Source organism: Candidatus Cardinium hertigii, assembly GCF_050864855.1.
Taxonomy (GTDB): Bacteria; Bacteroidota; Bacteroidia; order Cytophagales; family Amoebophilaceae; genus Cardinium; species Cardinium hertigii_C.
In genome coordinates, this window is sequence record NZ_JBOZWW010000058.1 from 23,606 (window position 1) to 48,837 (window position 25,232).

Consider the following 25,232-nt stretch of genomic DNA (forward strand, 5'->3'; position numbering starts at 1 on the left):
ATCAACATTAATTTAGAAACGGAAGATTATCCTAAGAAAAATAGACTTATAAAAAAATAAGTTTAAAAAATAATAGGCATAATCAATAACAGCAAATGCTCCTGTTTATTTTGTGCCTTAGGGAATATTAAAACTGCTTTATTGCCCCCCCAGAAAAAGAATTCGACCTCCTCTGTGGAGATACTAGCCAACATGTCTAGTAAAAGCCTTGCATTAAATCCTATTTCTAGGGGTAAGCCTTCATATATACAAATAAGATTTTCTTGTGCTTCATTAGAGAAATCTAAATCCTCTGCTGAAATAGTCAATTCATTGCTGGTAAGCATCCATTTCACTTGATGGGTAGCTTTATTGGCATAAATAGCAGCCCGCTTGAGGGCACTGATCAACGCAGGTTTATTTACGGTAAGTTTACTGGTATGTTCCTTAGGTATCACGTTCTCATAGTCTGGATATCGTTCATCCACTAACCTAGTGATCACACTAATATTATCAATACTAAATTGGATTTTATGCCGATCAAAAGTAAAACCTACCTGCTTATCTCTACTACTTATTAGCCCATTTAAAAGCATCAATGCTTTTTTCGGTACAATAATGGGGCTTTGTGCAGATACAGTGAGATCTTCACGAATATAACGAACCAACCGATGACCATCTGTGGCCACAAAAGTAGCCATAGCCTGCGTGAATTCGATATATACACCTGACATAGCAGGTTTTAATTCATCATTACTAGTTGCAAATATAGTTTTTTGCAAAATATTTTTCAATACATCCACTTCTACGTCTAAAGCTATACCATCCTCTAAAGTAGCCAGCTGCGGAAAATCACTCGCACTTTCCCCTGCCAATTTATACTGTCCATTATCTGATTGAATAGAAACTGTATAAGAATTGGGATTAATTGCTAACTTAATAGGCTGTTCTGGTAAATTCTTAACTGTATCAAGCAACATACGAGCAGGTATGGCTACACTTACTTGGGCATCCGATTGAATCGCTAAAGTAGCACTAATAGAGGTTTGTAAATCTGATGCTGTAACGACCAAATGGTTATCGGTTATCTGAAAAAGAAAATTTTCTAAGATTGGAACAACTGGATTACGAGTGATAACCCCACTAATGGCCGTTAGCTGCTGTGAAAGCAAAGCTGATGATACCGTGAACTCCATAATTATTTTTTTATTTTTTTGATTTAAACATGGGAATCATGCTGGTACCTAAAAAGAGCTTTAGACACTTTTATAAGAATTCTATTTTGTTTGGCCAATAGCCCAATCCATGTGGATATGTAAAACTATAGCACAATCTTCTATTTTTCTATTTCAGAAATATTATTTTGATATCTTATACTAGATTAAAGCTAAGCCTATGCAATTTAATAAAAAAACTTAAAACGTTGCATTTTTGCTTATTTAATAGCAAATCTACTTTATTTTTTTATCCAAAAAAGTATATCCCATTCTATTAAAAAATAGCTATTTGGCTTAATCCATATTACTTATATAAAAAATAAAGATTTATGGTGTCCTTGCCCTTTCTAATAGCATAAATTCATAATCATAAGGATTTTTATGATCTGCTTTAAAAGAACAGATGATACGTTCGACCCATTCCTCCCCTATCAAAGGGAAATAAGTATCTCCTGATACGACTAGGTGGATTTTTGTTAGGTAAATTTTATGCGCTAAAGGTAAAGTTTGTTCGTAAACTTTTCCTCCTCCAATGACAAACAACTCTGAGGCCCCTTCCTCTTTTGCTAAGCTTATCGCTTCCTCAATATTGCGTACTACATGATAACCCACAACAGACTGATCCATTTTTGTACTAACTACTATACTCACTCGATCGGGTAAAACACGGCCAATAGAACGAAAAGTATGGCTACCCATTACCAAATAATGTCCTAATGTTTTTTTTTTAAACTCTTTTAAATCAGCAGGAAGATGCCAAGGAAGCCTGTTTTGCTGGCCAATGACTCTATTCAAAGACATGGCGACAATAATAGATATAATCATAATGTATCACAAATAGATATACTAAAAAAAGGATTTATTTTGACTTATTCAATAAACACTACTATATTTGTGTACAAAATACACTGTCTGTAATAATTACGTTAAAAAAACGGGGGATTAGCTCAGCTGGCTAGAGCACTTGCTTTGCAAGCAAGGGGTCATCGGTTCGAATCCGATATCCTCCACTTAGAGGGGCTAGTTCGTATTGCATCATCTTACAAAGAGATACTAAATAATGCTATTTAACGCTACACCGCTATAAGCAGATCGATGTATCAATCAGCATAATACATCTTCAAAATAATTTTGAATTAAGTTGGCACAAAAATAGACACTGGCCTCTAATGATGCTATATGATAAAAATACGGTCGCATATTGAACGAAAGCTATTGCAACAGGCAGGTCATATTGTGGCGCTTTGCCATGATGTTTTAAAAAATACCATCCAACCAGGTATTAGTGGTCTAACGTTAGATGCTATAGTAGAAGAAATCATTCGAAGCAACGATGCAGATCCTGTATTTAAAGGGTATTGTGGCTTTCCAAATGCCACTTGTATCTCTATTAACAATAGCGTGGTACATGGCATACCCAGCAATCAACTATTGGAAGAGGGTGACATTGTTGCCATTGACATAGGTGCAAAATACAAAGGATATGTTGGAGACAGTGCTTGGACCTACCCTGTAGGCAATATTTCTGATGAGAAAAAATTTTTATTGGTCCACACTGAAAAAGCTTTATGGGAAGGATTACGCGTCATTAAAGCAGGCATCCATCTATCTACTATTTCTCATGCCATAGGTCAATATGCTACACAACATAAGCTAAGCATTGTAAAAGAATTAGGTGGACATGGCGTAGGCACCATGCTGCACGAACCACCTGAAATTCCAAACTATGGTAAACCTAATCAGGGGCCTATTTTAAAAGCTGGTATGATATTGGCTATAGAACCTATATGCAATTTAGGTCGTTCAGCTATTAAAACTTTACAAGATGGTTGGACCATTGTTACCAAAGATGGAAAAGATTCAGCACACTTTGAACATACCATTGCTGTTGAAGAAGAAGGATATACGATATTAACTACCTTAATGCAAGACTCCGTTTAATAGGGTTACAAGTTTTAAGATGAACAACCAAACTTTCACCGTTACTGATCCAATATATGCATGCCAACTCGTTGGCCCAATATTGGTCCATCTATTGAACCATTCAAAAGAATGGTTCCTCAAACTTCTATATTTAAGCGTTATGCGCACGAAGTAAAATTATGAGGCAGAAGCGCAAGCGTTTCGAAGCAAACAAATGGTTGAAACATCTCATAGAACCACCACAACCGATTTACAATACCATTAAAGGAAAATGGAATGATTTATATTTTCAAAACAATCATCCTATTACCGTAGAAATGGGTTGTGGCCATGGTGCCTATACCATAGGGCTGGCTAAAATATTTCCAGAAAGAAATTTTATAGGCATTGATATTAAAGGAGACCGTTTGTGGAAAGGTGCAGAAGCGGCCAAAACATATGGCTTACAAAATGTTGCCTTTCTACGTACACAAGTAACCCACGTTTTGGATTTCTTTGCAGAAGATGAAGTGGCTGAGATTTGGATTACTTTTCCAGATCCTAGACCTAAAACCAGGGACATAAAACGTCGACTGACCAGTATGCGTTTTTTAAAACTATATGAAACCATACTTACACAAGGTGGGCCTATTCACTTAAAAACCGATAACAGCTTGCTGTTTAACCATACATTAGATTGCCTACAAGAAAAGGGAATACAACCTCTTTACTATACCACAAATCTATATCGTTCTTCATTAATAGATAACCATTTTGGTATTCAAACTAGTTATGAAAAGCGATTTATAGCACAAGGGATGCAGATCTATTATCTATGTTTTACGCTAAAATAGAAAGCTGTAAATTGGTAACCTTTACCAATTTACTTTACCGTTTGTAATTTTTTATGTAGATTTGATTGATGCCATTATATGCTATAAAGTAAAATACAACAGCAAGCTGCTTTCTTGTGTGTTGAAGATATAATACAAATAGACTTGCGCAAATGCTTTTGATAGGTTTAAGTATATTGCTGATCGCTTCTTTTCTAGGCGCTCGGTTACAAGGCTTAAGTTTGAGTATGCTGGGTGGATTGGGTATATGGTTGTTTATGGTGGTTGCAAACGCGACACCAGCAGATCCTCCTTTTCAAATCACACTCTGTATTGCTTCAGTAGTGGCTGCAGTAGGTACTATAGAAGCTGCAGGTGGATTAAGCTACTTGGTCGAACTGGCTGAGTCCTGTATCAGAAAACATCCACGTAGCATTATATATATTAGTCCTATAGTCACTTATGCGATTACTTTTTTTGGAGGGACCAACCACATCGCCTATTCTATTCTTCCTGTTATTGCAGAAGTTTCTAAAGAAATAGGTATTCGTCCGGAGCGTCCTTTATCACTCTCTGTTATTGCGGCTTTACATGGTGCACTGGCCAGTCCTATCTCTTCTATAATGGTTATTTTAAGCGGATTTTTAAGTGCCTCTGGCATCGACGTGGTTACCATCTTAAAGGTTATCATACCTTCCACAATGGGTGGCGTACTGATGGCCACATGGGTTACCAATTTACTAAGCAAAGCTATGCCAGCTTCCTCAATGGTTGGTACAAAGACACCCCCCCCCTCTCCTGCTGTTCTGGCTCGAAGCGACAACCGTGCAAAGCTTTCAATTGGCTGCTTCCTACTGGGCAGCTTAGCAATTGTGTTGCTAGATGCTATACAATCTTTACGCCCTTCTTGGGAAGTAAATGGTATAAAGGTGCTATTCCCATCTGCTTATATTATGCCACTAGTGATGTTGTCTACTGCTGCATGTATTATGTTATTGTGCCGGATTTCACCTAAATCTATTACAGCAGGCAAAGCATTTTCTGCTGGCATACAAGGGATGTTAGCCCTTCTAGGGATCGCTTGGTTAAGCAGTACATTTGTAGAAAATAATAAACCTATATTGCTTCAGGTTATCTCGAGCTATTGCGCTGAACCTTGGCAGTTTTTTATTATTCTACTCCTTATGGCTGCTATTATGGGTAGTTCTGCCGCTACGATTAAAGCTGTATTTCCACTAGGTATCGCATTAGGGATTCCTCCTAAAATATTATTAGCCTCTGCTGCAGCCGTAAATGGTGTATTTATCATTCCAATTTACCCAACGATGCTGGCCGCTATGCATTTAGATAGTACAGGTACCACTCGGGTGGGCAAATTCCTTTTTAACCACAGTTTTATGTTACCAGGTTTGGTCTCGATTGCTGGTGCAATTGGCATTGGATTCTTAATGGTCTATATTGGGGTAGCTGGCTTGTAATCTAACGATATTTATTGGATCTATATGATGTGTACAATTGGATGGGGTATGCTCCTTATAGTGCTGATCGCAAGTCTGTACTTAGGTGGGATTTCCCTTGGGTTACTAAGTGGATTGGTCTTAGGGTCCTTAACTTTTTCGCTACAACCTGCCCCCCCTCCTAATGACCTAATGCTCTTACAGGCCACTTGGTTGCTTCTGATGGCTACACTGGAAGCAAGTGGTTTTTTTTACCTACTGACAAACAAATGCAAATTTTTTATAACGCAGATCAACAACTATTATGGGATTTTAATAGCGCTATTTTGTTATGGATTGGTTTTTTTAACAGGAGATAACGGATGGTTATATAGATTGATATGCGACCCAAATGGCCTACATAAAGATAAGGCCCGGCTGGTTTTTCCCATTGCGGTTGCTGGATATATGGCCTTATTAGCCAGTCCTTTATCGATATCAGGCATACTCCTTATAGTGGTCGCAGGCAACAATGGATTACCTATACTGCATTTAGTAGGAACGATTGCTACGTTAACAGTTGGCATAACAGTAGCCAGTAGTTGGTTTGCTTACTTTATACCCGATAGATGGCTAAGCAGGCTATATGCAGGATTCAATGGTCTTGCTAAAGATGAGGTTGTAGCGCCATCAAAAAATAAAATACGACTGCTCCTTTTCCTTTTAGTAGGCGCTGAACTACTATTTTTAAGTATACAGCCCAAACCCAATGGATCTACCCAGTTAAGTAGCATTCAAAAGATTTTTCCAGTTAAATTTCCTATATTTTTTGCTTTAACAATGCTTTCAACGGCAGCTGTAGCTATGTTATGGTTTAAGATAAAACCTGCTAAAATTTTACAAAGCCATCGATTTAAACTAGGTATTCAACAACTATTTATCTTTTTAGGATTAACTTGGTTGGTGGATAGCTTACTAAGCCATGACCACATTTATTGGATAAAAATATGGTCAGATGGTAGGGTGTATTATGGTTTTTATCTAGTAGCAGTCTTGTATATGCTCTTAATAGATATTTCTATTATCATTTGGCTGTTTAGTGGACTATTGATAGAAGGTGATAGTCCAATTGTAATCCATGCCTTATGGCTTGTGGCAGTGCATAGCTTAGCGCCTATTAGATTTTGGATCAGCCATAGGATAAAAAGCTATAAAAATAAGCAGTAGTATGTAGCACAACAAGCAAATAACCTATACAATCTTATCATTAGACTTTAACGTATTACAATGGATATAAAGAATTTATTTGGTGCAATGAAACAGGTCCAGTCAAAAATGGAAGCGGTCAAAAAACAGATGGACCAACTTACCGTAACCAAAGAAACAGGCGCTGGACTGGTTCAAGTAACGGTAAATGGAACTAAAAAGCTATGCTCTATCTCAATAGATGAAAAACTATTGAATAAAACAGATCGTCAAATGGTCCAAGACCTTATAGTAGGTGCAGTCAACCTAGCGTTGGAAGAAGTAGACCATAAAATCCAAAGAGTCATACAAGAAGATGCAGCCATGCTATAAACGAAACGAAATAGCCCCGTTGCCAACTGTTGCGATTGTAGTTTTGAATTACAATGGACTATCATTGCTTAAAGCATATCTGCCTACTCTACTGCTGTATAGCCATGACCATCGGATCATAATAGTAGATAATGGCTCTACAGATGGTTCGGTAGATTACTTACACAGCCATTTTCCAACCGTAACATGTATGGTACATCATGAAAATTATGGTGTAGCTAAAGGGTATAATGTGGCGCTAAAACAGATTAAAGCTACCTACTATGTACTGTTAAACAATGACCTCTTGGTTACAGCAAACTGGTTAACAGAGATGTTGACCCTTATGGAACATGATCCTTTAATTGGATTTTGTCAACCTAAAATATTGTCGCTGCAAAGACCAGATCAATTTGATTATGCGGGCGCAGCAGGTGGCTTTATAGATGTATATGGTTATCCTTTTTGTCGAGGAAGGATTTTCAACCATATTGAAAAAGATAGTGGACAATACGATGATACAAGAGCCATTTTTTGGGCCAGTGGCGCATGTCTATTGGTAAGGGCCAAAGCTTTCCATACATTAGGGGGCTTTGATGAGCTGTTTTTTGCCCACTTTGAGGAAATTGATCTTTGCTGGCGTGCACATATTGCTGGTTGGAAAGTCTATTACTGTGGTACCAGTACCGTTTATCATTTAGGGGGGGCTACATTAGCTTATCAGAGCCCTGGCAAAACCTACTTAAATTTTAGAAATAGGTTATTGACTTTGTACAAGTACGATCCAGCTCATCGGATGGGTACAATAAAAAATATAATTTTCAATCTATTGGCGATTTTTAGGATGTGGTATCTGGGAAAATTCGCACATAGCTGGGCGATTGTGCAAGCACAAATAGATTTTTTCAAACTTAAAAAAAAAAGCAACCCAATTTGTTTTTCATCCTACTTGGCTAATAGATATAAAAGAAGTATTGTTGTTGATTTTTTTACAAAAAAAAAGAAACGCTTTTCTGACATTACGCCTGATCAGTTTACATAGGGTATTTGGACAAACACGTAGCTAACATACCCTACTCTATACCAACTGTGCCATACAATTGACTGCTTTTAATCGAATATAGAAGATTGCAAACCCTTTTTAGCTATTTTTAGCTTTCATTTATCTTGCTAGTTTACCATTATGATACCATTGAACGACTACACTTTTATATACTTTATAGGGATAGGTGGCATAGGCATGAGTGCCTTGGCACGGTTATTGGCTAAGCAAGGTTATCAAGTTTTTGGATACGATCGCCACCCATCTGACATGGTATTACAACTCAAAAAGGAAGGTATAACGATCTACTGTGAAGATACACTGGCTGCTATTCCTGAAGTTATTTGCCACCACCCCAACCAAACTTTAGTCATTTATACACCGGCTATACCCATTGATAGCCCTGTTTTAAACTATTTTAAAACAGCTGGTTACACACTACTATCACGTGCAGAAGTCCTTGGACTTATTTCCAGACCATTTACTACAATAGCAGTGGCCGGTACACATGGTAAAACCACCACTTCAGCTATGATTGCCCATATACTCTACCAAAGCGGTATACCAATGATTGCCTTTGTGGGGGGGATCATGGAGCAATACAATACCAACTTATTACATAATAGTCCATTAGATTCGGTCAAGCTAATGGTAATAGAAGCCGATGAATTTAACCAATCTTTTCTCCATCTCAAACCCACTTTTAGTATTGTTACTGCCGCAGACGCAGATCACCCAGAAACCTATACTACACCGGCAGTTATGGAAGCTAATTTTATAAAATTTATTCAACAAAACCAGCAAAGTCTGCTTATACAAAATAGAGTTTCAGATCAGTTAAAAATTTGGAAACATTATACAAAACCTTTTCTAACCTATGGATTAGGTGAAGGCACTATTGTAGCCAGTAAGGTAACTATGACATCCCATCAAAGTGTTTTCGATTACTTAGGATATGGCATCAAAATTTCGAATATAGTTTTACCTATGTCTGGATGGTATAACATTGAAAATGCATTAGCAGCGATTACAATCTGTTTGGAACTTGGTATAACAGCAGCCCAAATCCATACCGCTATTGCCTGTTTTGCTGGCATAAAAAGACGCTTTTCCGTTGTTTGCAACCATTCATCTTATCTACTTATAGATGACTATGCCCACCATCCTGTAGAAATTAGTGCTTTGCTTCATTCAGTGAAAAAAATCTATCCCAACAGCACTATAACAGCTATTTTTCAACCCCATCTATTCTCACGTACCAAAGCTTTTTACAAAACATTTGCTACCAGTTTAAGTTTAGCAGATCAAGTTTTTATATTACCCATCTATCCGGCCAGAGAGGCACCTATGCCAGGTGTAACCGCACAACTTATATTTGACGAACTAACCTGTACAAGAAAAGCTTTAGTGACTATGGATGAATTACTTACCAAATTAGCTGTTTCCACTATTAGGGAACATCAGATCATCCTTACCATTGGTGCTGGAGATATAGCAGAATCAGTTTCAGCCATAGCTGCCACCTTAAAACAGATTTTAGGACCTGTATAATAGAGACTAAGACCATTGTTATAGAAAATTTTAACAGCTTTATCACAAAAAATTGGCCTTTTTGGAAACATTTTTGTAAACTTTTAACATCAACAAAAGTTATGCTTATGTTCCCGTTAAAGACCTATAAGAAACTTGTAAAGCCATATTTTTGTTTTGGTAAAGATGCAATTTGCTATTGCAACGGCCTTATATGAACCAATAGATGTTAACCACTACTGCACTACCACTCTTCCGCCTTATATGTTTTTATATAAGTGGCATCCTATTGGCCATTTATTACCCAACAGACTTATTTACGACACTTTTACTTTTGCTGACACTGGGTATACTATATTGGATGGCTGCGCTATATACTAGGACCACTACCTGGTTAAACCCTATAGGACTACTGCTTATTTTTTTAGTCGGTTATAGCAACCTATTGTTACAAACTGCAGAACAAAGCAAAGCAATGCGGTGGATGAAAGTGCCTCAACAGGTAGAAGGGTATACCGTTTGTATCGAAAAGGTATATACTCCACTTAGCTGTAAAGCGTTGATGATCGATATAAAAGACAGCTCTGGCTGGCACAATAGTAGGGGATCTATACAACTGTATTTTTCTAAAAAATCTGGCTATAAGCCTAACAAAGGAGATAAACTACTGATTCATGGGAACCCCGATCGGATACTATTATCCAACCACATCCAACTGGTAAATGACAATAGCGCCTTCTATAACTCCTTTACACATCGTCATATTTTAAAACAAATCGATCAAGATTTTAATCTACTCACCACCGAAGTACAAAATAGTAACTGGAGAGCCATGATCACACAATGGTGTAGTGAAAGACTCCACAAGCAACTACAAGACAATCAAGCCATTGCACTCATTTCCACCCTTCTATGGGGTGCAAAAGAAACTTTAGATTCAGGATTGCAAAAAGCGTATGCCGATACAGGTACGATTCATGTATTAGCCATTTCTGGGTTGCATGTAGGTATGTTGTACATGCTGCTAAAAGCTATTTTTAAATATATATGTAGGTACATAGGATTTTTTATCCTACCAGATCTTTGTACACTTCTCTTGCTCTGGCTATATAGTTGGCTTTGTCATTTTGCACCACCTATACTGCGTGCAACCATTATGATTACTATGGCTAGAATAGGCTTCCTAATCGGTAGAGGATCTAATCGTTACAATGGATTATTTGTTTCTGCTTTTGTCTTATTATTATGGGATCCATCTTTATTATTCAACTGTGCATTTCAACTTTCCTATCTGGCAACGATAGGTATACTGTATCTCCAGCCTTCGCTCCATCGCCTTATCACACTTGAACAATATTTCCTACGGAAAATATGGACGGCTACTACCTTATCTATTGCCGCACAAGTGAGTACATTACCACTGATTCTATATTACTTTAAACAATTTCCGCTCTATTTTATTATTGCCAATTGGCTGGTCGTACCTGCTATTTTTACCATCCTAATGGTTAGTTTGGTCTTTTTAGTAAGTAGTTATTGTCCCATCATTAATACATTAGTTGGTTTTACCCTTGAAAAATTGGTTTTTACCACCAATACACTGGTCTATTGGTTGGCAAAATGGCCTATGGGTACCCTTTCATGCTGCTTTATAGATAAGCGTACTGTTTGCCTACTCTATATTATACTGCTTTCAATTTGGCTTTTTTTTCAAAATAAAAATCTTATATATCTTATTATAACCAGCCTATGCACAACATTATATAGTCGGTCCTGAAATACTGTATAATTATTTGTTAATCAGCAAATAAATGGTTAAATTTGTATTGGTTAATAACCAGTTTTAGAGTTGTTTTGTATAAAAAGCTTGCAAAATAAGGATGAAATCTAAGAAAATAAATAATAGCCTTGAGCGTTTGTTTGAGCAACGCTTATCTAGTTTTCTTAACCCGAAACATCCTTTATTCCAGTTATCTGATTCGATTCCTTGGCACTCCTTAGCATCAGATTTAGACCGCGGTTTTAGCTATGGACCTGGTCAACCTCCTTTGCCTATTCGTTTAATTATAGGTCTTCTCATTATCAGTCATATGTATAATATTTCTGATGAACAAGTAGTGGTTAGATGGGTAGAAAACCCTTATTGGCAATACTTTTGTGGATATGATTATTTTCAGTTTAAGGTGCCTTGTAACCCCAGTTCATTGACCCGTTGGCGCCATAGATTAGGTCAAGAAGGTCTCAATAAAATCTTATCTATGACTATAGACTTATCGCTAAAAAAAAAAGTAGTGACCCGAAAAGAACTTGAAAAAGTTATAGCTGATACTACTGTAATGGAGAAAAATATCCGTTACCCAACTGACTCTTCTTTGCTTAATAAAGCCAGAGAAAAACTGGTCAGTATAGCCAAGAAAACAGGTATTAAACTGCGTCAAACTTATCAGCGGTTAGGTCTATCTATTAAACGTAAAGTTGATAGGTATGCTCATGCCAAACAGTATAAACGTTTATCCAAGGGCGTTAAAACATTAAAAACCTATCTTGGTCGGGTAATAAGAGATGTAGAACGTTCTATAGCATCCTGTGATGATCTAATACGCAACCAATTTACGCGCCTACTATCTATAAGTAAAAAACTTATAAATCAATCAAAAAATAGTAAAGATAAAGTTTATAGTATCCATGAACCCTCGGTCTACTGTGTGAGTAAAGGTAAGTCTAGAAATCCTTATGAGTATGGTTGTAAAGTACAATTTACATTGACCCATAAAAAAGGTTTAATTGTTTCTACAGAAGCGATACATCCTAATGCTTATGATGGCCATACTTTAGAGAAGAGTTTATTACAAGCCGAGCAATTATCTGGTACCAAGGTAAAATATGCTTTCGTAGATAAAGCCTATAGAGGTCATAATATTCCTGTTAATGAATGTGATATATTTATAAGTGGTTCTAAAAGGGGTATAACCCCTGCTCTAAAAAAAGCTATAAAAAGAAGATCTTCTATTGAACCGCATATCGGTCATATGAAAGCCGATGGTAAATTATCCGTTAACTATTTGAAAGGTATTTTAGGAGATAAACTTAACGTTATTTTATGTGCTATTGCTCATAACCTACGACTGATTACAAGAAAATTATTCTTAATACCCTCACAGTCAAATAAATTAAAACCTATATAATTAAAATTCTTAATCCAAAACCAGTTATACCTATATCTTGGGTAAGAAAAATAGAGCGCCTGATAAACCATATATATTATAAAGAAATATCCATTCAATAAATTTATTCAAAAATAATATTTCAGGGCCGACTATATAGTGTGTACCACATCAAAAAAATTATAGCCACTCAAAAAAAATGCACGATAATTTGCTATAACAACCATCAGTTGTCTTTTACTTTACAAGATGGGATTAGATGGTTACGTTACAATAAGCGATCATTCAATAGCAGTATAATGCGACATTATACTGGGGGCATCATAGCTACCTGGTACACAAAGATAATCCTGACCCTTCACACTATTCCGGCTGATTGGCACGGATGGCGTGGGGCTAAGCTGGACGTAGACTACCTACTAATAGATGAAAACCTACTCCATAACATGGCCATTATACTTAAAGTATGGCGTGTTAAAAATTTGATCATCTATACCAAACAAAGGAATCCATTGCGTTACTACCCAAAGATTAAAAAATTAGGTATCTCACTTATTTGGCTAAAACCAGGTAGCAAAAAAGCTTTAACCTGGTCTAAAAATTTATAGTGGAGCATAACGCATATGATTTTACCTTGGAGAAATTGGCGAAACTAGAGCTCATACATTTTCTTGACTGATCGAATAAAAGCAATTTCGCTTTCCGAATGGGTCAGATCAACAGTAGTCTTAACGGGTTGCTACTGGGTTTTTTGTTCTAATTCCGTTGCAAGCAAGTCCAATTCTTTTAAAATCTGTTGGGCAGTAGTGACCACATCTGTAATCACCTCTTTACCAGTGATTTTAGCTTCGTTGGCTATATCATTTTTATGCCCTACAACCTTTAGAATAAAAGCTTGTAACTTTCTTTTACATGATTTTAAGTTGTACATCATACCATCCCTAGCTACTGATCCTTTTGTAGGTGCGGAAAGAATGCCCACAAAAGCACCTAAGCAAAAACCTAAGCCAAGGATGACTAAATTTTCAGTTCTTTTTACCATGATTGGATCATTTAAATGGTTGGATACTTTACTGTTAATTTTCTTTATGGCTTCTTTTTAAAATACCTTCTAATACACCATTTATAAAGGCGCCACTTTTAGTACTGCCGTACCATTTAGCTATTTCAATATACTCATTTATAGATACTTTAAAAGGTATTTCTTTACATTCAATCAGTTCTGCTAAGGCCAATTTAAGTATCAACTTATCTGTTAATAGGATACGGTCTTTATCCCACTTTTGAGTTTGTGCACCAATTATTTCGTCATAACGGATGTAGTTCTCAATGACAATGGTCAAAATACGACTGTAAAACTCTGATTCTGTGACCCATTTTTTTTCCAAATTTTCCCAAAACAGCGTAAACGCAGCAAAGTCTTTTGTAGAGAGCATTGTAAAGATATGGATTAAAATTTTCTTTACCATTCGCTTATGCTCGTCCCAATAGAGGTCTTTCATAGCAAAAAAATCATTTATTGGCCCTTCCTTAAATATAATATGCTGGATAACGTACTCCAAAATTTTTATACTATTATTTGGATGTGATAGATAGGTTTTGGGCGCTTCTGCGGATTGAATAAATTGTTTATACCAATTTTGTACTTGATCTTGATCCTTGGCCCAGCTGATGCCATTTTTATAGATGCTTTTGATCCATTTGCTATTGTGATACAACTCTTCCAATAAAGGATTTTGTGCCAGCTGCTTTTTAAGTAGAGGAGTGGTTTCTTTAGATGAAACATGGATGACTTTTGCCAATTTATACCATTCTACCAGTAATAACAAAGCATAGAGAAGGGTTATGTAGATGTATTGCTTTGACTGGTTAAATCCATGCTGTAAAAAAGCTTGGTCTTTTTTTAATGCTTCTACATAGTAAGAAAGGTGCTTATCTACCGATTGCGCAATTTTTTTATTCGGTTCATACTCAAAAGTATGGGTAGGAAAGCTAGTGGCTATTGCTGTTTGAAAAAGGCCAACCGCCCTGATTTGTGCTTTGGTCAACTGTTCCTTTTTACTAGGCTCATGTAAAAAGGAATCCCATATAAAATCTTTTTTTATCTGTTCTATAGCCTCTTTTTCATGGACTTGTTTGGCAATCGCATACGCATAAAGATTTTGTAGTGCTTTTATGCGCACAAAGCGTCTAGGAATAAGAAAATTTTCCATTATAATACAGCTGCTTTATCGACACAGTTGGGCGTTTTTTATCTTTTCAATGCGTGCTATAGCCATCTCTTGTGCGACTTCTTGTGTAGGACGTGTAGTTGCTTGAGCTTGATTTAATACATCAAGACAGATGGTATAAAGCTGCTCTATACGTTGTTTGACCAAATCTATAGAAGTTGTTTTTAACTCCGTAACGGCATTAATTAATCCACCTGCATTGGCCAAAAAATCTGGTACATATACAATACCTCTTTCAAGCAACCGTTTCCCATCCTCTCCTTGATTTGCTAGTTGATTATTGGCTGCACCGACCACAACGGCACAATTCAACATCGGAATGGTTTCACTATTTAAAACTGCACCCAAAGCACATGGAGCATATATGTCTAAAGGCCAGTTGTGCAAACGTTCAATAGCTACTACTTCCACCTTACAAGCTGCTGTTATGGCTTGTAGCCTATTGGAACAGATATCGGCTACATAGACAATCGCTTGCGCTTGGCATAATAATTGTGCCAAGCAATAGCCAACCTTACCTACCCCAGCTATACCAATTTTTTTTCCCGCTAAGTTATCTGTACCAAAAGTTTTTTTTGCGGCTGCTTTCATGGCAACGTAGACGCCATAAGCGGTATGTTCTGAAGGATCACCACTACCACCTAATGCCAGCGGAAGACCTACAACATGGCGGGTTGATTTGGCAATATATACCATATGCTCCATGGTGGTATTGTAGTCAGGTGCAGTAATGTAATGGCCACCTAGCCGATCTATAAAATCGCCATATTTACGCAGCAATGGCTCTGTCAATTCAGTCCTTTTTTGCTTCATCAGTACTGTTTTACCGCCACCAACGTCTAACCCAGCTATAGATGCTTTGTAGGTCATGCCACGGGAAAGACGGAGTACATCCCTAAGAGCCTCCTTTTCATCTTGGTATTCAAAAAAACGTACCCCCCCAAGAGCAGGTCCTAATGTAGTATCATGTATGGCAACAATTGCTTGCAACCCAGTTGCTTGATCTTGAAAATAGACAACTTGTTCGTGTCCTTTTTGTGAAAAATGGGTGGTGTCATTTGTGTAATTGCTAAAAATATAGCTGGAAAAACTTTGTTCAGTTATTTTCATAGAGGCTGATAAAGGTTGTAACGCAAGAGTGGAGCAGGGGGGATTCGAACCCCCGGTACCCTTTTAGGGGTACACCCACTTTCCAGGCGGGCACCTTAAGCCACTCGGCCACCACTCCAATAACTCGTTCTGTAAAAATAAAGTTTTTTTCTATCTCAGAAAAATAAAACAGTCCTATTCAGTGGTTTATTGGCTGCATTATTTTGCAAGATTTTATACAAAACAACTCAAAACTTACTGATTAATCCATACAAGTTTAATTATTTTTTATTGATTAACAAATAATTATATACTATTTCAAGACTAACAAAATATTGGCCTACTACAAATAATTCTATCTCTAGAGATATAAAATATAACAACAAAAATGTCTTATGTAGGTCTATTTTTTATCAAAAGTGAACAATGTATTGTATACATACAAATTTGTACTTATAATTCGTATAAAATATATTTTATAATACCAATTTGTAACCAATTGAGCTATGGCACCATTTCTCAACATACCACTTTGCATGGTGGTTTCTTTTCTTGTATTAACTTTAGTAGTAGGTATTTATTTTAGTCGAAAAACTACCTCTTTTCGGCAATATGCTATAGGTGATAAGCAATTTGCAACCGCTACTTTAGTGGCTACTGTATTAGCTACCGCTTATGGAGGGGGTGGTTTGATACGTTCTGTACAACAAGTACATAATCTTGGCCTTTACTAGATCATCTTGACGCTTTTGGCTGGATTTGATCTTTATATTATCAGTAGATTGGCCTTATATATGGGTCGGTTTATGTATCACCTGTCTATGCCAGAAACGATGGGTAGCGTATATGGCAAATATCCACGCATGATTACGGCACTATCTGGCATCTGCGATGCGATTGCTATGATTGCTGCACAAATCAGTGCCATGTCTTTGTCTATCCATATGTGTTTAGATGGCATCCCCCCTAAAGCAATTACCGTTGTAGTTTCCTTAATCCTTATTCTTTATTCCAGTTTCGGCGGTATTCGTGCAGTTGTTTTTACAGATTTATTGCAGTTCATAACTTTTACCGTCATTATTCCTATTTTAGCATGGTTTATCTTTAAAAGCACAGGTAAATCAATGCTAGAAATCATTCCTTTTTTACAAAGCGAGGAAAAATTCCAATTGAGTAAAGCATTTCATTTTGATAGAAATTTAGTGGCCATGGGATGTCTTTTACTCAGCTTTTTAATGGGTTATATAGAACCTCCAACTATGCAACGCATCTATATGTCTGCTAACTCGATTCAAGCTAGAAAAGTTTTTTTCTATTCTACGCTTTTCAGTTTTGTCATCACGATTTTTATCATTCTAATTGGCCTATTTGTCTTTGTAAGTGCACCAGAATTACCAGTCCCAGCTATTTGGGGACATATCATGGCCAATGTACCGCCTATTTTTAAAGGAATGGTTTGTATCAGTTTACTAGCCATGGCTATGTCTACAGCTGATTCTAAGCTCAATGCCTGTGCCATTATGATTAGCCATGATATGCTGCAAAGTATACGCAGCCCAAAACAAGCGCCTTATGTGCACCAGCTCCGCTTGGCTACATGGACCAGTGTAATAATTGGTCTATTGGCCATGCTATTGACTTTTTATTGTAATGATCTATTGAATTTGCTCAAATTAAGTTTAGACTTCTCTCTTCCTATAGCAACTGCGCCTTTTATCTTAGCTGTTTTGGGGTTTAGGGGGACCTCTCGTACAGCTTTGATCGGTATGGTAACAGGTATACTATCTATTCTAGCCTGGAACCAATGGATTGAACCCACAACCGGTATCAACGGTTCTTTTATTTGCATGTTAGCCAATGGGATAGCTATGATGGCTGCACACTATCTATTCAAACAACCAAATGATTCAGGCTGGTTTCAGCCACTGAAAGATGATGCATCTAAGCAAATGCAACAAGTGCATATGCGTAAAAAGGCAGCACGAAAAGAAGCGATTAAAAATGGGTTGATGCATATTAAGGATACTTTGACTAATCTTCAACCTAGCTATGCAACCCTCACATGGATGGGGCTTTATGTGGTCATCACTAATTTGCTGGCTTGCTTTATAGCCTCTATTACCAACCATAGCTATTGGCTGATACCACAACTTTCAGTAGGTGCTTGCTTTTTAGGGTATAGCACATTTCGCTCTAAAAAGAGAACGCCTATCCCAGGTTGGGTAGTTGGGCTATTTTGGCTAATCGGTTTATTTTTTTGTTTGCCTATCAATGTGTTTTGGCATTGGTGGCATAAAACTACTTTGCTCTTAAACTTAGGTTTATTTTTGGCCCATTTAGTGGTAACTTTATTTGTTCTTCCACTATATCTCGGTCTAAGTGTTGTAACAGTGACCTTATGCATAGCTATCTACTTGAGTATTTTCTATTCTACCCAGCCATTGGTGATGGTCCTATCTCCATTAGCTGTTGCATGGCTACTACTACTTTGGTTGGGATTGGGATTGCTTATTTTCGGTATTTTTATTAACCTTAAAATTAAAATGCATACCTGTTTTCAACAGGTAAACTATCTCAAGGATAGAGAAAAGATGCGAACTGCTCAAAAACTTAAGGAAGCACTTTATGACGCAGCTATGGTTCCCTTTACAAATTGTAGTGCGCCCAAAGGCTATGGTTCTATTTTAGGAAAAGCAGTAGGTAAAATGGAGGAGTCCATCTCCTTTTTAGACAGCAATATGCCTCTTTATAAGCAAGATTTTCAGAGTATTATAAATAAGCTGTATGACTGGGTCGCTTATTTCAATAAAAGAGAAAAGGCTAAGGACCATGCACTTTTGAAGCTTACTAAAATTAGCTTAGATAAATTGATTGATAAAGTAGAGTTTGTATTGTGCCAAGAAGTTGATGATCCACCCACGATGTTTGTAGAGCAAATAAAAGGGGGCAGTGGCGCACCATTGCCTTATATTATATGTGATATTCATCAAGTTATCTACTCATTGGTGCAAGCTGTTTTACGGGTGAGCGGAAAATTAGATGGGGTCAGTGCACCCATGGTTGGCATACAACTGCATGCGACTGCTTTACAATTTAAGCAATCAGATCCTATAGACGATGGCCATTCTACTTCTATGCTTTTTCAGGCTATTGGACTAGTTGTTCGTAATGGTGCAGTCACTTCTGAGATACTTCCCAAAGTAAAGCCTTTGTACGATGATAGAATGGGTATAATGGGTTCTAAAAAGCAACAAGAAGTACCACCATCTATAGATCTACAACAAGAAACCATATCGAGTATGATTTGTGCCCACTATGGCTATATGGAATATCCTTTTGATGCCAAGCAACAAGCCATGCTGTTGGTACTGCCTATTGATGGGACAGCAATTCGTGATAAGATGATGGTGAAACTGCCTATAGACTACCTTACCTCAGAAACTCCTGTTACCTCTAAAGAGCAGGCTGATTCTATGATGGCATTAATGCAGTTCCATGACTATGTCTGCAAATTTTCCTATGAAGTCGACCCTATTGATGCTAAAACAGTTTCAAATCTACTTTTATTACTCAGACAGTCTTTTGGCTTTAAACGACATTGCTCAGGTCAATTGTTTTATATACGTGTAGTAGGTATTGCTAAATTGGTAGTAGAATGGGTCTTCCATTCACCTAAAGTGATTTATGCTTCTTTATTATATGAATTAGTTCGCCATACTTGTGTACCGCTTTCTTATATCAAAGATCATTATAACTTAGGTGTGTATGCCTTTATATTAAATATACTAGGCGTAGATAAACGGCAAGATTTAGACCATCCTTCGTTGCTTTATGTTCAGAATCGCTTAAAGGAAGCTATTAAAAAAGACCATATACAGCTTTCTGTTCTTTTTATCAAATTGGCCGAACGGCTCTATGACTTACGTCACGCGGAAGGCTATATTATGCTGGAAGAAGTAAGGTATATGGCTCAGGAAACCCTTATTGTGGATGTTAAGCTGGCAAATAAGTATTTGGGTCCTGAAATAGCAGAAGCATTAACTAATGCCGCCCAACAAGCATTGAAGACCTACTATCGTAAAACTGCCAGATAGGTTGCCTTGATAGGGATAATGGAACTGCATTTAGTTTGGAACTTATAAAAAATTTATTAGATTAAGGGTTTCAGCAAATGAATAAAATTATTTTCCCCAATCCAGCAAAATGGACGGAGTCTGATTTGGTTGCTTTTAACATGTTTTAAATGGCTCAACCAGGTCATTATACTGGCAAAACTTCTTTAAATCATAAATATATGCCAGAACAAATGCCCAAACAAAATTTAAATGTAGATATAAACAAAAAAGATAGCCATGGGAACACGCCACTTCATTTGGCAGTTTTTGAAGGTAATGCGCAACAGGTTAGGCTATTGTTACAGCATAACACAATTGATGTAAATGCAAGAAATAACCATTACGATACTGCCATACATTATGCCGTTGCTGAGAATCATGTAGCGTTGATTAAAGTATTGTTGGAAGAATCAACCACTATTGATGTAAATGCAATAGACAAAGATAGTTATGCGCCCCTTCATTATGCATCATTCAACGGCCATTTAGAGATGGCACAGCTATTGCTAAAGCATATAAATATTGATGTGAATATCAAGGATAAATATGAAAATACACCATTGCATTATGCTGTATTTGACTGCCATTTGGAGGTGCTTAATGCGTTACTAGCAAACAAAAACATTAATATCAATATTACAAACCATCATGGGAATACCCCATTGTATTATGCAGCATCTAAAGGTCATTTAAAGCTAGTTGAAGCATTGGTAGCGACTAAAGGCATTCAAATCATGGTAAAAAATAAATATGGAAGAACTCCATTTGATGCAGCCAACTGGAACAACCATCCTGAATGTTGTGAGGTATTATATAGTGCCATCAATCAAAAAGAAGTATAATGATCATTTGGTTGCTTCCATAAAATTTTCTGCAGAAGTTACCAACTTCTCTGTCAGAAGACAAGCAAAATTTTTAAAGCGTCATTATTAGATAAATTTTATCTGTTTAAGGCTGGCCATATCTTTTTTGCATATTTTACATCAAAGTTTGATCAAGCAAAAACTAAAATAGATAGGTCCTTGCTTCAATGACAAATCATTTATTTTTTCAATGAGCGATCTATTCATTGGCGCGTTTAAATCACTCGAAATATTTCTATACATTAGGGGTTAGCATTAACTTTATAGCCATTGCTTGTATCTTCAATTTGCTTGGGCATCTATTTTAGGCTATTGCTTAAGCAAGCCCGTAGTATTGCTAAATACTCCTACATGCTACGACGAAGTAGTAGCCATCTATTACACCGTTGCTTATCTTTATTAAGATCTCTACATAAACTAGTTTTAGTAGGACAACGATTGGGTGCTCGTTGGAAATGTCAAAATACCTTCAAGAGTCTTATCTCAAAATGAAGCAAGGGCTTTTTATTCGAATAATCTGCAAGATCATCTAGAACATAGTATAAACTATTTAATTTTTTGTTGCTCAAATCTATTCTTTTTTATTATACTTACTAAAGTAATATATTGTATGAATGGTTATGCAAATCACTAAGCACTGTCACTTTCTAGTAGTACAGTCATTTAGATTATTGTTAGGTTGGGTTATCTTAATAGTCCCTATTTTTGCAGCAGTAGATGAAAAAGCTCTTGAAATTCTAGATAAAACTTCTGCTTACTACCAAAGTCTAGAGAATTTTAGTGCGACCTATAATTTGACCATTCAGTATCCAGAAGAGGATACGATTCGGCATGGTAAAATGTGCATCACTGCTCGAGGGCCACAATATAGATTATCCTATGACCAAAAAGAAACTATAACAGATGGAGAGACGGTCTGGGTATACGATAAAGCGTTAAAAGAAGTCACTATTAGCGAATATGATAAAACAGATTCTGATCTGAACTTAGCTGAATTATATAATCTCTATCAAAAAGGCTATTTATTTGTTTACATCGGCGAACGTATCGTACATAAAACCAAGAATATAATGCGAGATATAGTCCAGTTAACGCCTCTTCATGAAGATAGCAGCTTTAAAAGTATTACGTTGGAGATCGATCGTACTACCACACAAATTCATAGATGGGAAGTAGTACAAAACGAAGAAACAAGGTATATTTGTACAGTTTGTAATTTTTCTGTGAATACGCCCTTATCAGATGCTTATTTTACATTTGATAGTAGTGCCCATGGAGACTTAGAAATAATAGATCTACGAGAAAATGAAGAAGAGATGGATGTAGATGAAATCTAACATTTAAATGACTATATGCTATAACAAAAAATAGTATAATGCTGTTGTTCCTATGTAAATAAATGGCTGGTCGTAAGGTGACAGGTCAAATAGCTTATTCAGGTAGCTTTTCTTGCTATATACATTACTAATTTATGGAAATTATTCAAGAACATTTAGATCAAGCTGAGCGCAATATGGATAAAGCTTACATCCATGCACAAGATGCTTTTGCAAAAATTAATGCTGGACGCGCACTTCCTAGTATGTTACACCACTTGATGGTAAGCTATCATGGCCATCCAACGCCACTGCACCAATTGGCTTCGATTGCTACCGTTGATCCGCGTACTTTGACGGTTCAACCATGGGAACAAAGTACGATTCCTCATATAGAAAAAGCGATTGCAGAAAGTCAACTTGGATTTTCTACCAGAAATGATGGACGCATGGTAATGGTTACTTTGCCACCTCCTTCTGAAGAAAGACGCAAAACTTTGGTAAAACTAATTAAAAGTGAAGCAGAAAAAGGAAGAGTAGTGATTAGAAATTTTCGCCGTGACTATAAAGAAATATTAAAAGCCACTCAAAAAGATGGTATACCAGAAGATGCCATAAAAAGAGCAGAAAAAAAATTACAAGATCTTACAGATGGCTACATTGATAAAATCAACCATCTGTTAACAATAAAAGAGGCAGATCTGATGGCCGTATAGTAGATGAATGCAAAGTACATAGTCTAACGCAATCGCTCCTATGGCTTGGTTGCTATTTTTTCATAACTATTTTATGTCATTTTAATCTATATACTATTTATAATGGGTCAAATCTTTAATGGATTCCCTAGATGATAGCTTTAAGTAAGTCTAGGAAAGTGCCATACCATTTACCTTTAAACCAGTAGGATAATAGATCATGCTCACCATAGCCAATTTACATGTAAACATAGACGGTAAAAAAGTACTAAATGGCGTAAACCTTGAAATAGGAAGAGGTCAGGTACATGCTATTATGGGACCCAATGGCGCAGGTAAAAGTACCTTAGCAGCTGTTTTAGCTGGTAAAGCCGGGTATGAAGTTACAGAAGGCAATATACTGCTACATGGTCAGGATCTATTGCAACTAGTGCCAGAAGCCAGAGCGGCACTTGGTCTTTTTTTAGCTTTCCAATATCCTGTTGAAATTCCAGGTGTAACGACTACTAATTTTTTAAAAACAGCCATCAATCAAATAAGGAAACAGAGGGCCTTACCTCCCTTAGACGCCGTTGCTTTTCTAGAACTTTTAAAAGAGAAGCGCAAACTGCTCCGTATGGATGACACCTTGGTACAACGTTCACTCAATGAAGGTTTTTCAGGAGGCGAAAAAAAAAGAAATGAAATGTTACAAATGGCGCTGTTAGCGCCTTCTTTGGCTATCCTGGATGAAACTGATTCTGGTCTAGATATTGATGCATTAACCATTGTATCACAAGCCATTAATGAGTTGCGTAGTCCAACCAATGCGATGATTTTGATTACCCATTACCAAAGGCTATTGGATCATGTAGTTCCAGATTTTGTCCATATTTTCTATGATGGAACCATTATACAGTCTGGTGATTTTACACTTGCCAAACGATTGGAAAAAGAAGGATATGGCTGGATTGCACAACTCACCTAATCACCATCTATGAAGGAATTTACAAATTGGTTGACAGAAATTTTTAAAAATTTTTCTGTTACAGATCCTTTCTACACAGAAAGGCTATGGGCATTTAATAGGCTCAACCAACCTGATTTTATAGCTAGCCAAACAGAAGACTATAATAACCTGCGTGAAATAGTTGATTTATGCATCCATCAGCCCTACGATTACCCTATATCTAAGCAAACTTGTTCCCCTGTGGAAGTGGACGCTAATGTAATCCAAACCCTAACGCTCACTTTTGTAGATGGAATATACGTCCCCTCGGATTTTCAGAGCCTACCTCAGGGCGTGGCGTTGCATAAATTACTAGATCTGCCACTTCTAAAACAGAAAGAGATACTGACGGCCTATATGGATGCTATTCGGTCTAGTGATGATCTATTTGTCCTATTGAATAGCATGTTGTCTCAAGAGCGCTATCTGCTGGAGATTACAGCAGCTACACAAAAAGTAATTGTATTGCAACATATTGTCACCGATGCTGCCCGCCATGTAGTACCTCAGCTGATGATTAAGGTACGCCAAGCCTGTACAGCAACCATTATAGAAAATTGGTATACCTTATCACATAAGTCGTATCCTTTGCTCAACCATTTTACCCATATTTTATTAGAAGAAGCGGCCCATCTATCGTATTATACCATCTATACGGATGCTCCATCTTGTTACCAAGTCAATACCCTCTATTGCAATCAAAAAGACCATACCACCTTTACCCATCATACCTTTGCCTTTGGTACTGCTATGTTCCACATGCATCTTAAAGTGCAAATGAATGGCAGTCATGCCCGTGCTATGCTATATGGTTTATCAACACTTGGTGTAAAAGAAAAAGTAGCGCACCAAATCCAAGTGATCCATAGTGCCCCCGATAGCTTTAGCCAACAACATTATAAATCCATCTTAGCGGATCAGTCAATAGGCCGTTTCAGTGGTAAAATTTACCTTACACCTGCCGCACAGCAAACCAATGCTTATCAAACCAATAATGCCCTTATTCTATCCGATACGGCCCGTCATTACGCCAAACCACAATTAGAAATCTATGCAGATGATGTCAAATGTTCCCATGGTGCAACGACTGGGCAATTGGATCCTTCACAATTATTCTATTTGCAATCACGTGGTATACCAGTTTCTTTAGCCCGAAGATTATTATTAGAAGCTTTTGGTAGCACGATCATTGATTCTGTTTCTGTATCCACATTACAAGATTATATATACGATAAATTCGTAGCAAAGCTTGTAAAATTGTAGTATATTTTGCCT

At 36.9% G+C, this 25,232-nt stretch carries 21 protein-coding genes, 2 tRNA genes and 1 pseudogene; 18 read left to right on the forward strand and 6 right to left on the reverse strand.

Annotated elements, in window-relative coordinates; all coding sequences use genetic code 11:
• Nucleotides 1–62 precede the first annotated feature (62 nt).
• Together dnaN and ACRRVB_RS03560 are read right to left on the reverse strand one after the other, a co-directional pair.
• Nucleotides 63–1,175: a DNA polymerase III subunit beta gene (gene dnaN / locus ACRRVB_RS03555; protein ID WP_432466603.1), complete on the reverse strand. Its 1,113-nt coding sequence runs from the start codon at nt 1,173–1,175 to the stop codon at nt 63–65.
• Nucleotides 1,176–1,523: 348 nt separating this feature from the next.
• On the reverse strand, nt 1,524–2,021 hold the full coding sequence (locus tag ACRRVB_RS03560; RefSeq protein WP_432466604.1) for a dihydrofolate reductase: 498 nt from the start codon (nt 2,019–2,021) through the stop codon (nt 1,524–1,526).
• A 111-nt stretch (nt 2,022–2,132) separates the two neighbouring features.
• Between ACRRVB_RS03560 and ACRRVB_RS03565 the strand changes: the two genes are divergently transcribed.
• The 11 genes and pseudogenes from ACRRVB_RS03565 to ACRRVB_RS03615 all read left to right on the forward strand — a co-directional run bounded on the left by ACRRVB_RS03565 (nt 2,133) and on the right by ACRRVB_RS03615 (nt 13,268).
• Nucleotides 2,133–2,206: transfer RNA gene (locus ACRRVB_RS03565), tRNA-Ala, on the forward strand.
• A 169-nt stretch (nt 2,207–2,375) separates the two neighbouring features.
• The gene (map, locus tag ACRRVB_RS03570) at nt 2,376–3,137 is read left to right on the forward strand and encodes a type I methionyl aminopeptidase (protein WP_432466605.1); all 762 of its coding nucleotides are present in this window, start codon (nt 2,376–2,378) and stop codon (nt 3,135–3,137) included.
• 161 nt (nt 3,138–3,298) lie between these two features.
• On the forward strand, nt 3,299–3,952 hold the full coding sequence (trmB, locus tag ACRRVB_RS03575; RefSeq protein ID WP_432466606.1) for a tRNA (guanosine(46)-N7)-methyltransferase TrmB: 654 nt from the start codon (nt 3,299–3,301) through the stop codon (nt 3,950–3,952).
• 152 nt (nt 3,953–4,104) lie between these two features.
• The gene (locus tag ACRRVB_RS03580; RefSeq protein WP_432466607.1) at nt 4,105–5,409 is read left to right on the forward strand and encodes an anaerobic C4-dicarboxylate transporter family protein; all 1,305 of its coding nucleotides are present in this window, start codon (nt 4,105–4,107) and stop codon (nt 5,407–5,409) included.
• 24 nt (nt 5,410–5,433) lie between these two features.
• Nucleotides 5,434–6,594, forward strand: a complete 1,161-nt coding sequence (locus ACRRVB_RS03585) for an anaerobic C4-dicarboxylate transporter family protein (RefSeq protein ID WP_432466608.1) — start codon at nt 5,434–5,436, stop codon at nt 6,592–6,594.
• A gap of 60 nt (nt 6,595–6,654) precedes the next feature.
• Nucleotides 6,655–6,945: a YbaB/EbfC family nucleoid-associated protein gene (locus ACRRVB_RS03590; RefSeq protein ID WP_432466609.1), complete on the forward strand. Its 291-nt coding sequence runs from the start codon at nt 6,655–6,657 to the stop codon at nt 6,943–6,945.
• Nucleotides 6,929–7,966 (forward strand): glycosyltransferase family 2 protein, encoded by a 1,038-nt coding sequence (locus ACRRVB_RS03595; protein WP_432466610.1) that lies wholly within the window; start codon nt 6,929–6,931, stop codon nt 7,964–7,966. The genes ACRRVB_RS03590 and ACRRVB_RS03595 overlap by 17 nt, the downstream gene beginning before the upstream one ends.
• A gap of 141 nt (nt 7,967–8,107) precedes the next feature.
• Entirely contained in the window at nt 8,108–9,517 is a 1,410-nt protein-coding gene (gene murC / locus ACRRVB_RS03600) for a UDP-N-acetylmuramate--L-alanine ligase (RefSeq protein WP_432466611.1), read from the forward strand.
• A 205-nt stretch (nt 9,518–9,722) separates the two neighbouring features.
• Nucleotides 9,723–11,273 (forward strand): ComEC/Rec2 family competence protein, encoded by a 1,551-nt coding sequence (locus tag ACRRVB_RS03605; RefSeq protein ID WP_432466612.1) that lies wholly within the window; start codon nt 9,723–9,725, stop codon nt 11,271–11,273.
• Between the two features lie 103 nt (nt 11,274–11,376).
• Nucleotides 11,377–12,782, forward strand: a pseudogene (locus ACRRVB_RS03610) (IS5 family transposase).
• 39 nt (nt 12,783–12,821) lie between these two features.
• Complete coding sequence (locus ACRRVB_RS03615) at nt 12,822–13,268, forward strand: hypothetical protein (protein WP_432466613.1); 447 nt, start codon at nt 12,822–12,824, stop codon at nt 13,266–13,268.
• A gap of 131 nt (nt 13,269–13,399) precedes the next feature.
• Here ACRRVB_RS03615 and ACRRVB_RS03620 read toward each other — a convergent pair whose 3' ends face one another.
• The 4 genes from ACRRVB_RS03620 to ACRRVB_RS03635 all read right to left on the reverse strand — a co-directional run bounded on the left by ACRRVB_RS03620 (nt 13,400) and on the right by ACRRVB_RS03635 (nt 16,119).
• Nucleotides 13,400–13,702: a hypothetical protein gene (locus tag ACRRVB_RS03620; protein WP_432466614.1), complete on the reverse strand. Its 303-nt coding sequence runs from the start codon at nt 13,700–13,702 to the stop codon at nt 13,400–13,402.
• A gap of 34 nt (nt 13,703–13,736) precedes the next feature.
• Nucleotides 13,737–14,873, reverse strand: coding sequence for a transcription antitermination factor NusB (nusB, locus tag ACRRVB_RS03625; protein WP_432466616.1), 1,137 nt, complete (start codon nt 14,871–14,873; stop codon nt 13,737–13,739).
• A gap of 15 nt (nt 14,874–14,888) precedes the next feature.
• Entirely contained in the window at nt 14,889–16,001 is a 1,113-nt protein-coding gene (locus tag ACRRVB_RS03630; protein WP_432466617.1) for a Glu/Leu/Phe/Val family dehydrogenase, read from the reverse strand.
• A 29-nt stretch (nt 16,002–16,030) separates the two neighbouring features.
• A tRNA-Ser gene (locus tag ACRRVB_RS03635) sits at nt 16,031–16,119 on the reverse strand.
• Between the two features lie 367 nt (nt 16,120–16,486).
• Between ACRRVB_RS03635 and ACRRVB_RS03640 the strand changes: the two genes are divergently transcribed.
• The 7 genes from ACRRVB_RS03640 (at nt 16,487) to ACRRVB_RS03670 (ending at nt 25,220) form a co-directional block, all read left to right on the forward strand.
• On the forward strand, nt 16,487–16,714 hold the full coding sequence (locus ACRRVB_RS03640) for a hypothetical protein (RefSeq protein WP_432466618.1): 228 nt from the start codon (nt 16,487–16,489) through the stop codon (nt 16,712–16,714).
• A 15-nt stretch (nt 16,715–16,729) separates the two neighbouring features.
• A complete protein-coding gene (locus tag ACRRVB_RS03645) occupies nt 16,730–20,074 on the forward strand; it encodes a sodium:solute symporter family transporter (protein WP_432466620.1) in 3,345 nt (1,114 codons plus the stop codon).
• Nucleotides 20,075–20,223: 149 nt separating this feature from the next.
• On the forward strand, nt 20,224–20,937 hold the full coding sequence (locus ACRRVB_RS03650; RefSeq protein WP_432466621.1) for an ankyrin repeat domain-containing protein: 714 nt from the start codon (nt 20,224–20,226) through the stop codon (nt 20,935–20,937).
• A gap of 641 nt (nt 20,938–21,578) precedes the next feature.
• Nucleotides 21,579–22,295: an outer membrane lipoprotein periplasmic chaperone LolA1 gene (gene lolA1, locus ACRRVB_RS03655; protein WP_432466622.1), complete on the forward strand. Its 717-nt coding sequence runs from the start codon at nt 21,579–21,581 to the stop codon at nt 22,293–22,295.
• Nucleotides 22,296–22,429: 134 nt separating this feature from the next.
• Nucleotides 22,430–22,990, forward strand: a complete 561-nt coding sequence (gene frr, locus ACRRVB_RS03660) for a ribosome recycling factor (RefSeq protein ID WP_432466623.1) — start codon at nt 22,430–22,432, stop codon at nt 22,988–22,990.
• A gap of 199 nt (nt 22,991–23,189) precedes the next feature.
• Complete coding sequence (gene sufC, locus ACRRVB_RS03665; protein WP_432466624.1) at nt 23,190–23,936, forward strand: Fe-S cluster assembly ATPase SufC; 747 nt, start codon at nt 23,190–23,192, stop codon at nt 23,934–23,936.
• A gap of 9 nt (nt 23,937–23,945) precedes the next feature.
• Entirely contained in the window at nt 23,946–25,220 is a 1,275-nt protein-coding gene (locus tag ACRRVB_RS03670) for a SufB/SufD family protein (RefSeq protein WP_432466625.1), read from the forward strand.
• Nucleotides 25,221–25,232 lie beyond the last annotated feature (12 nt).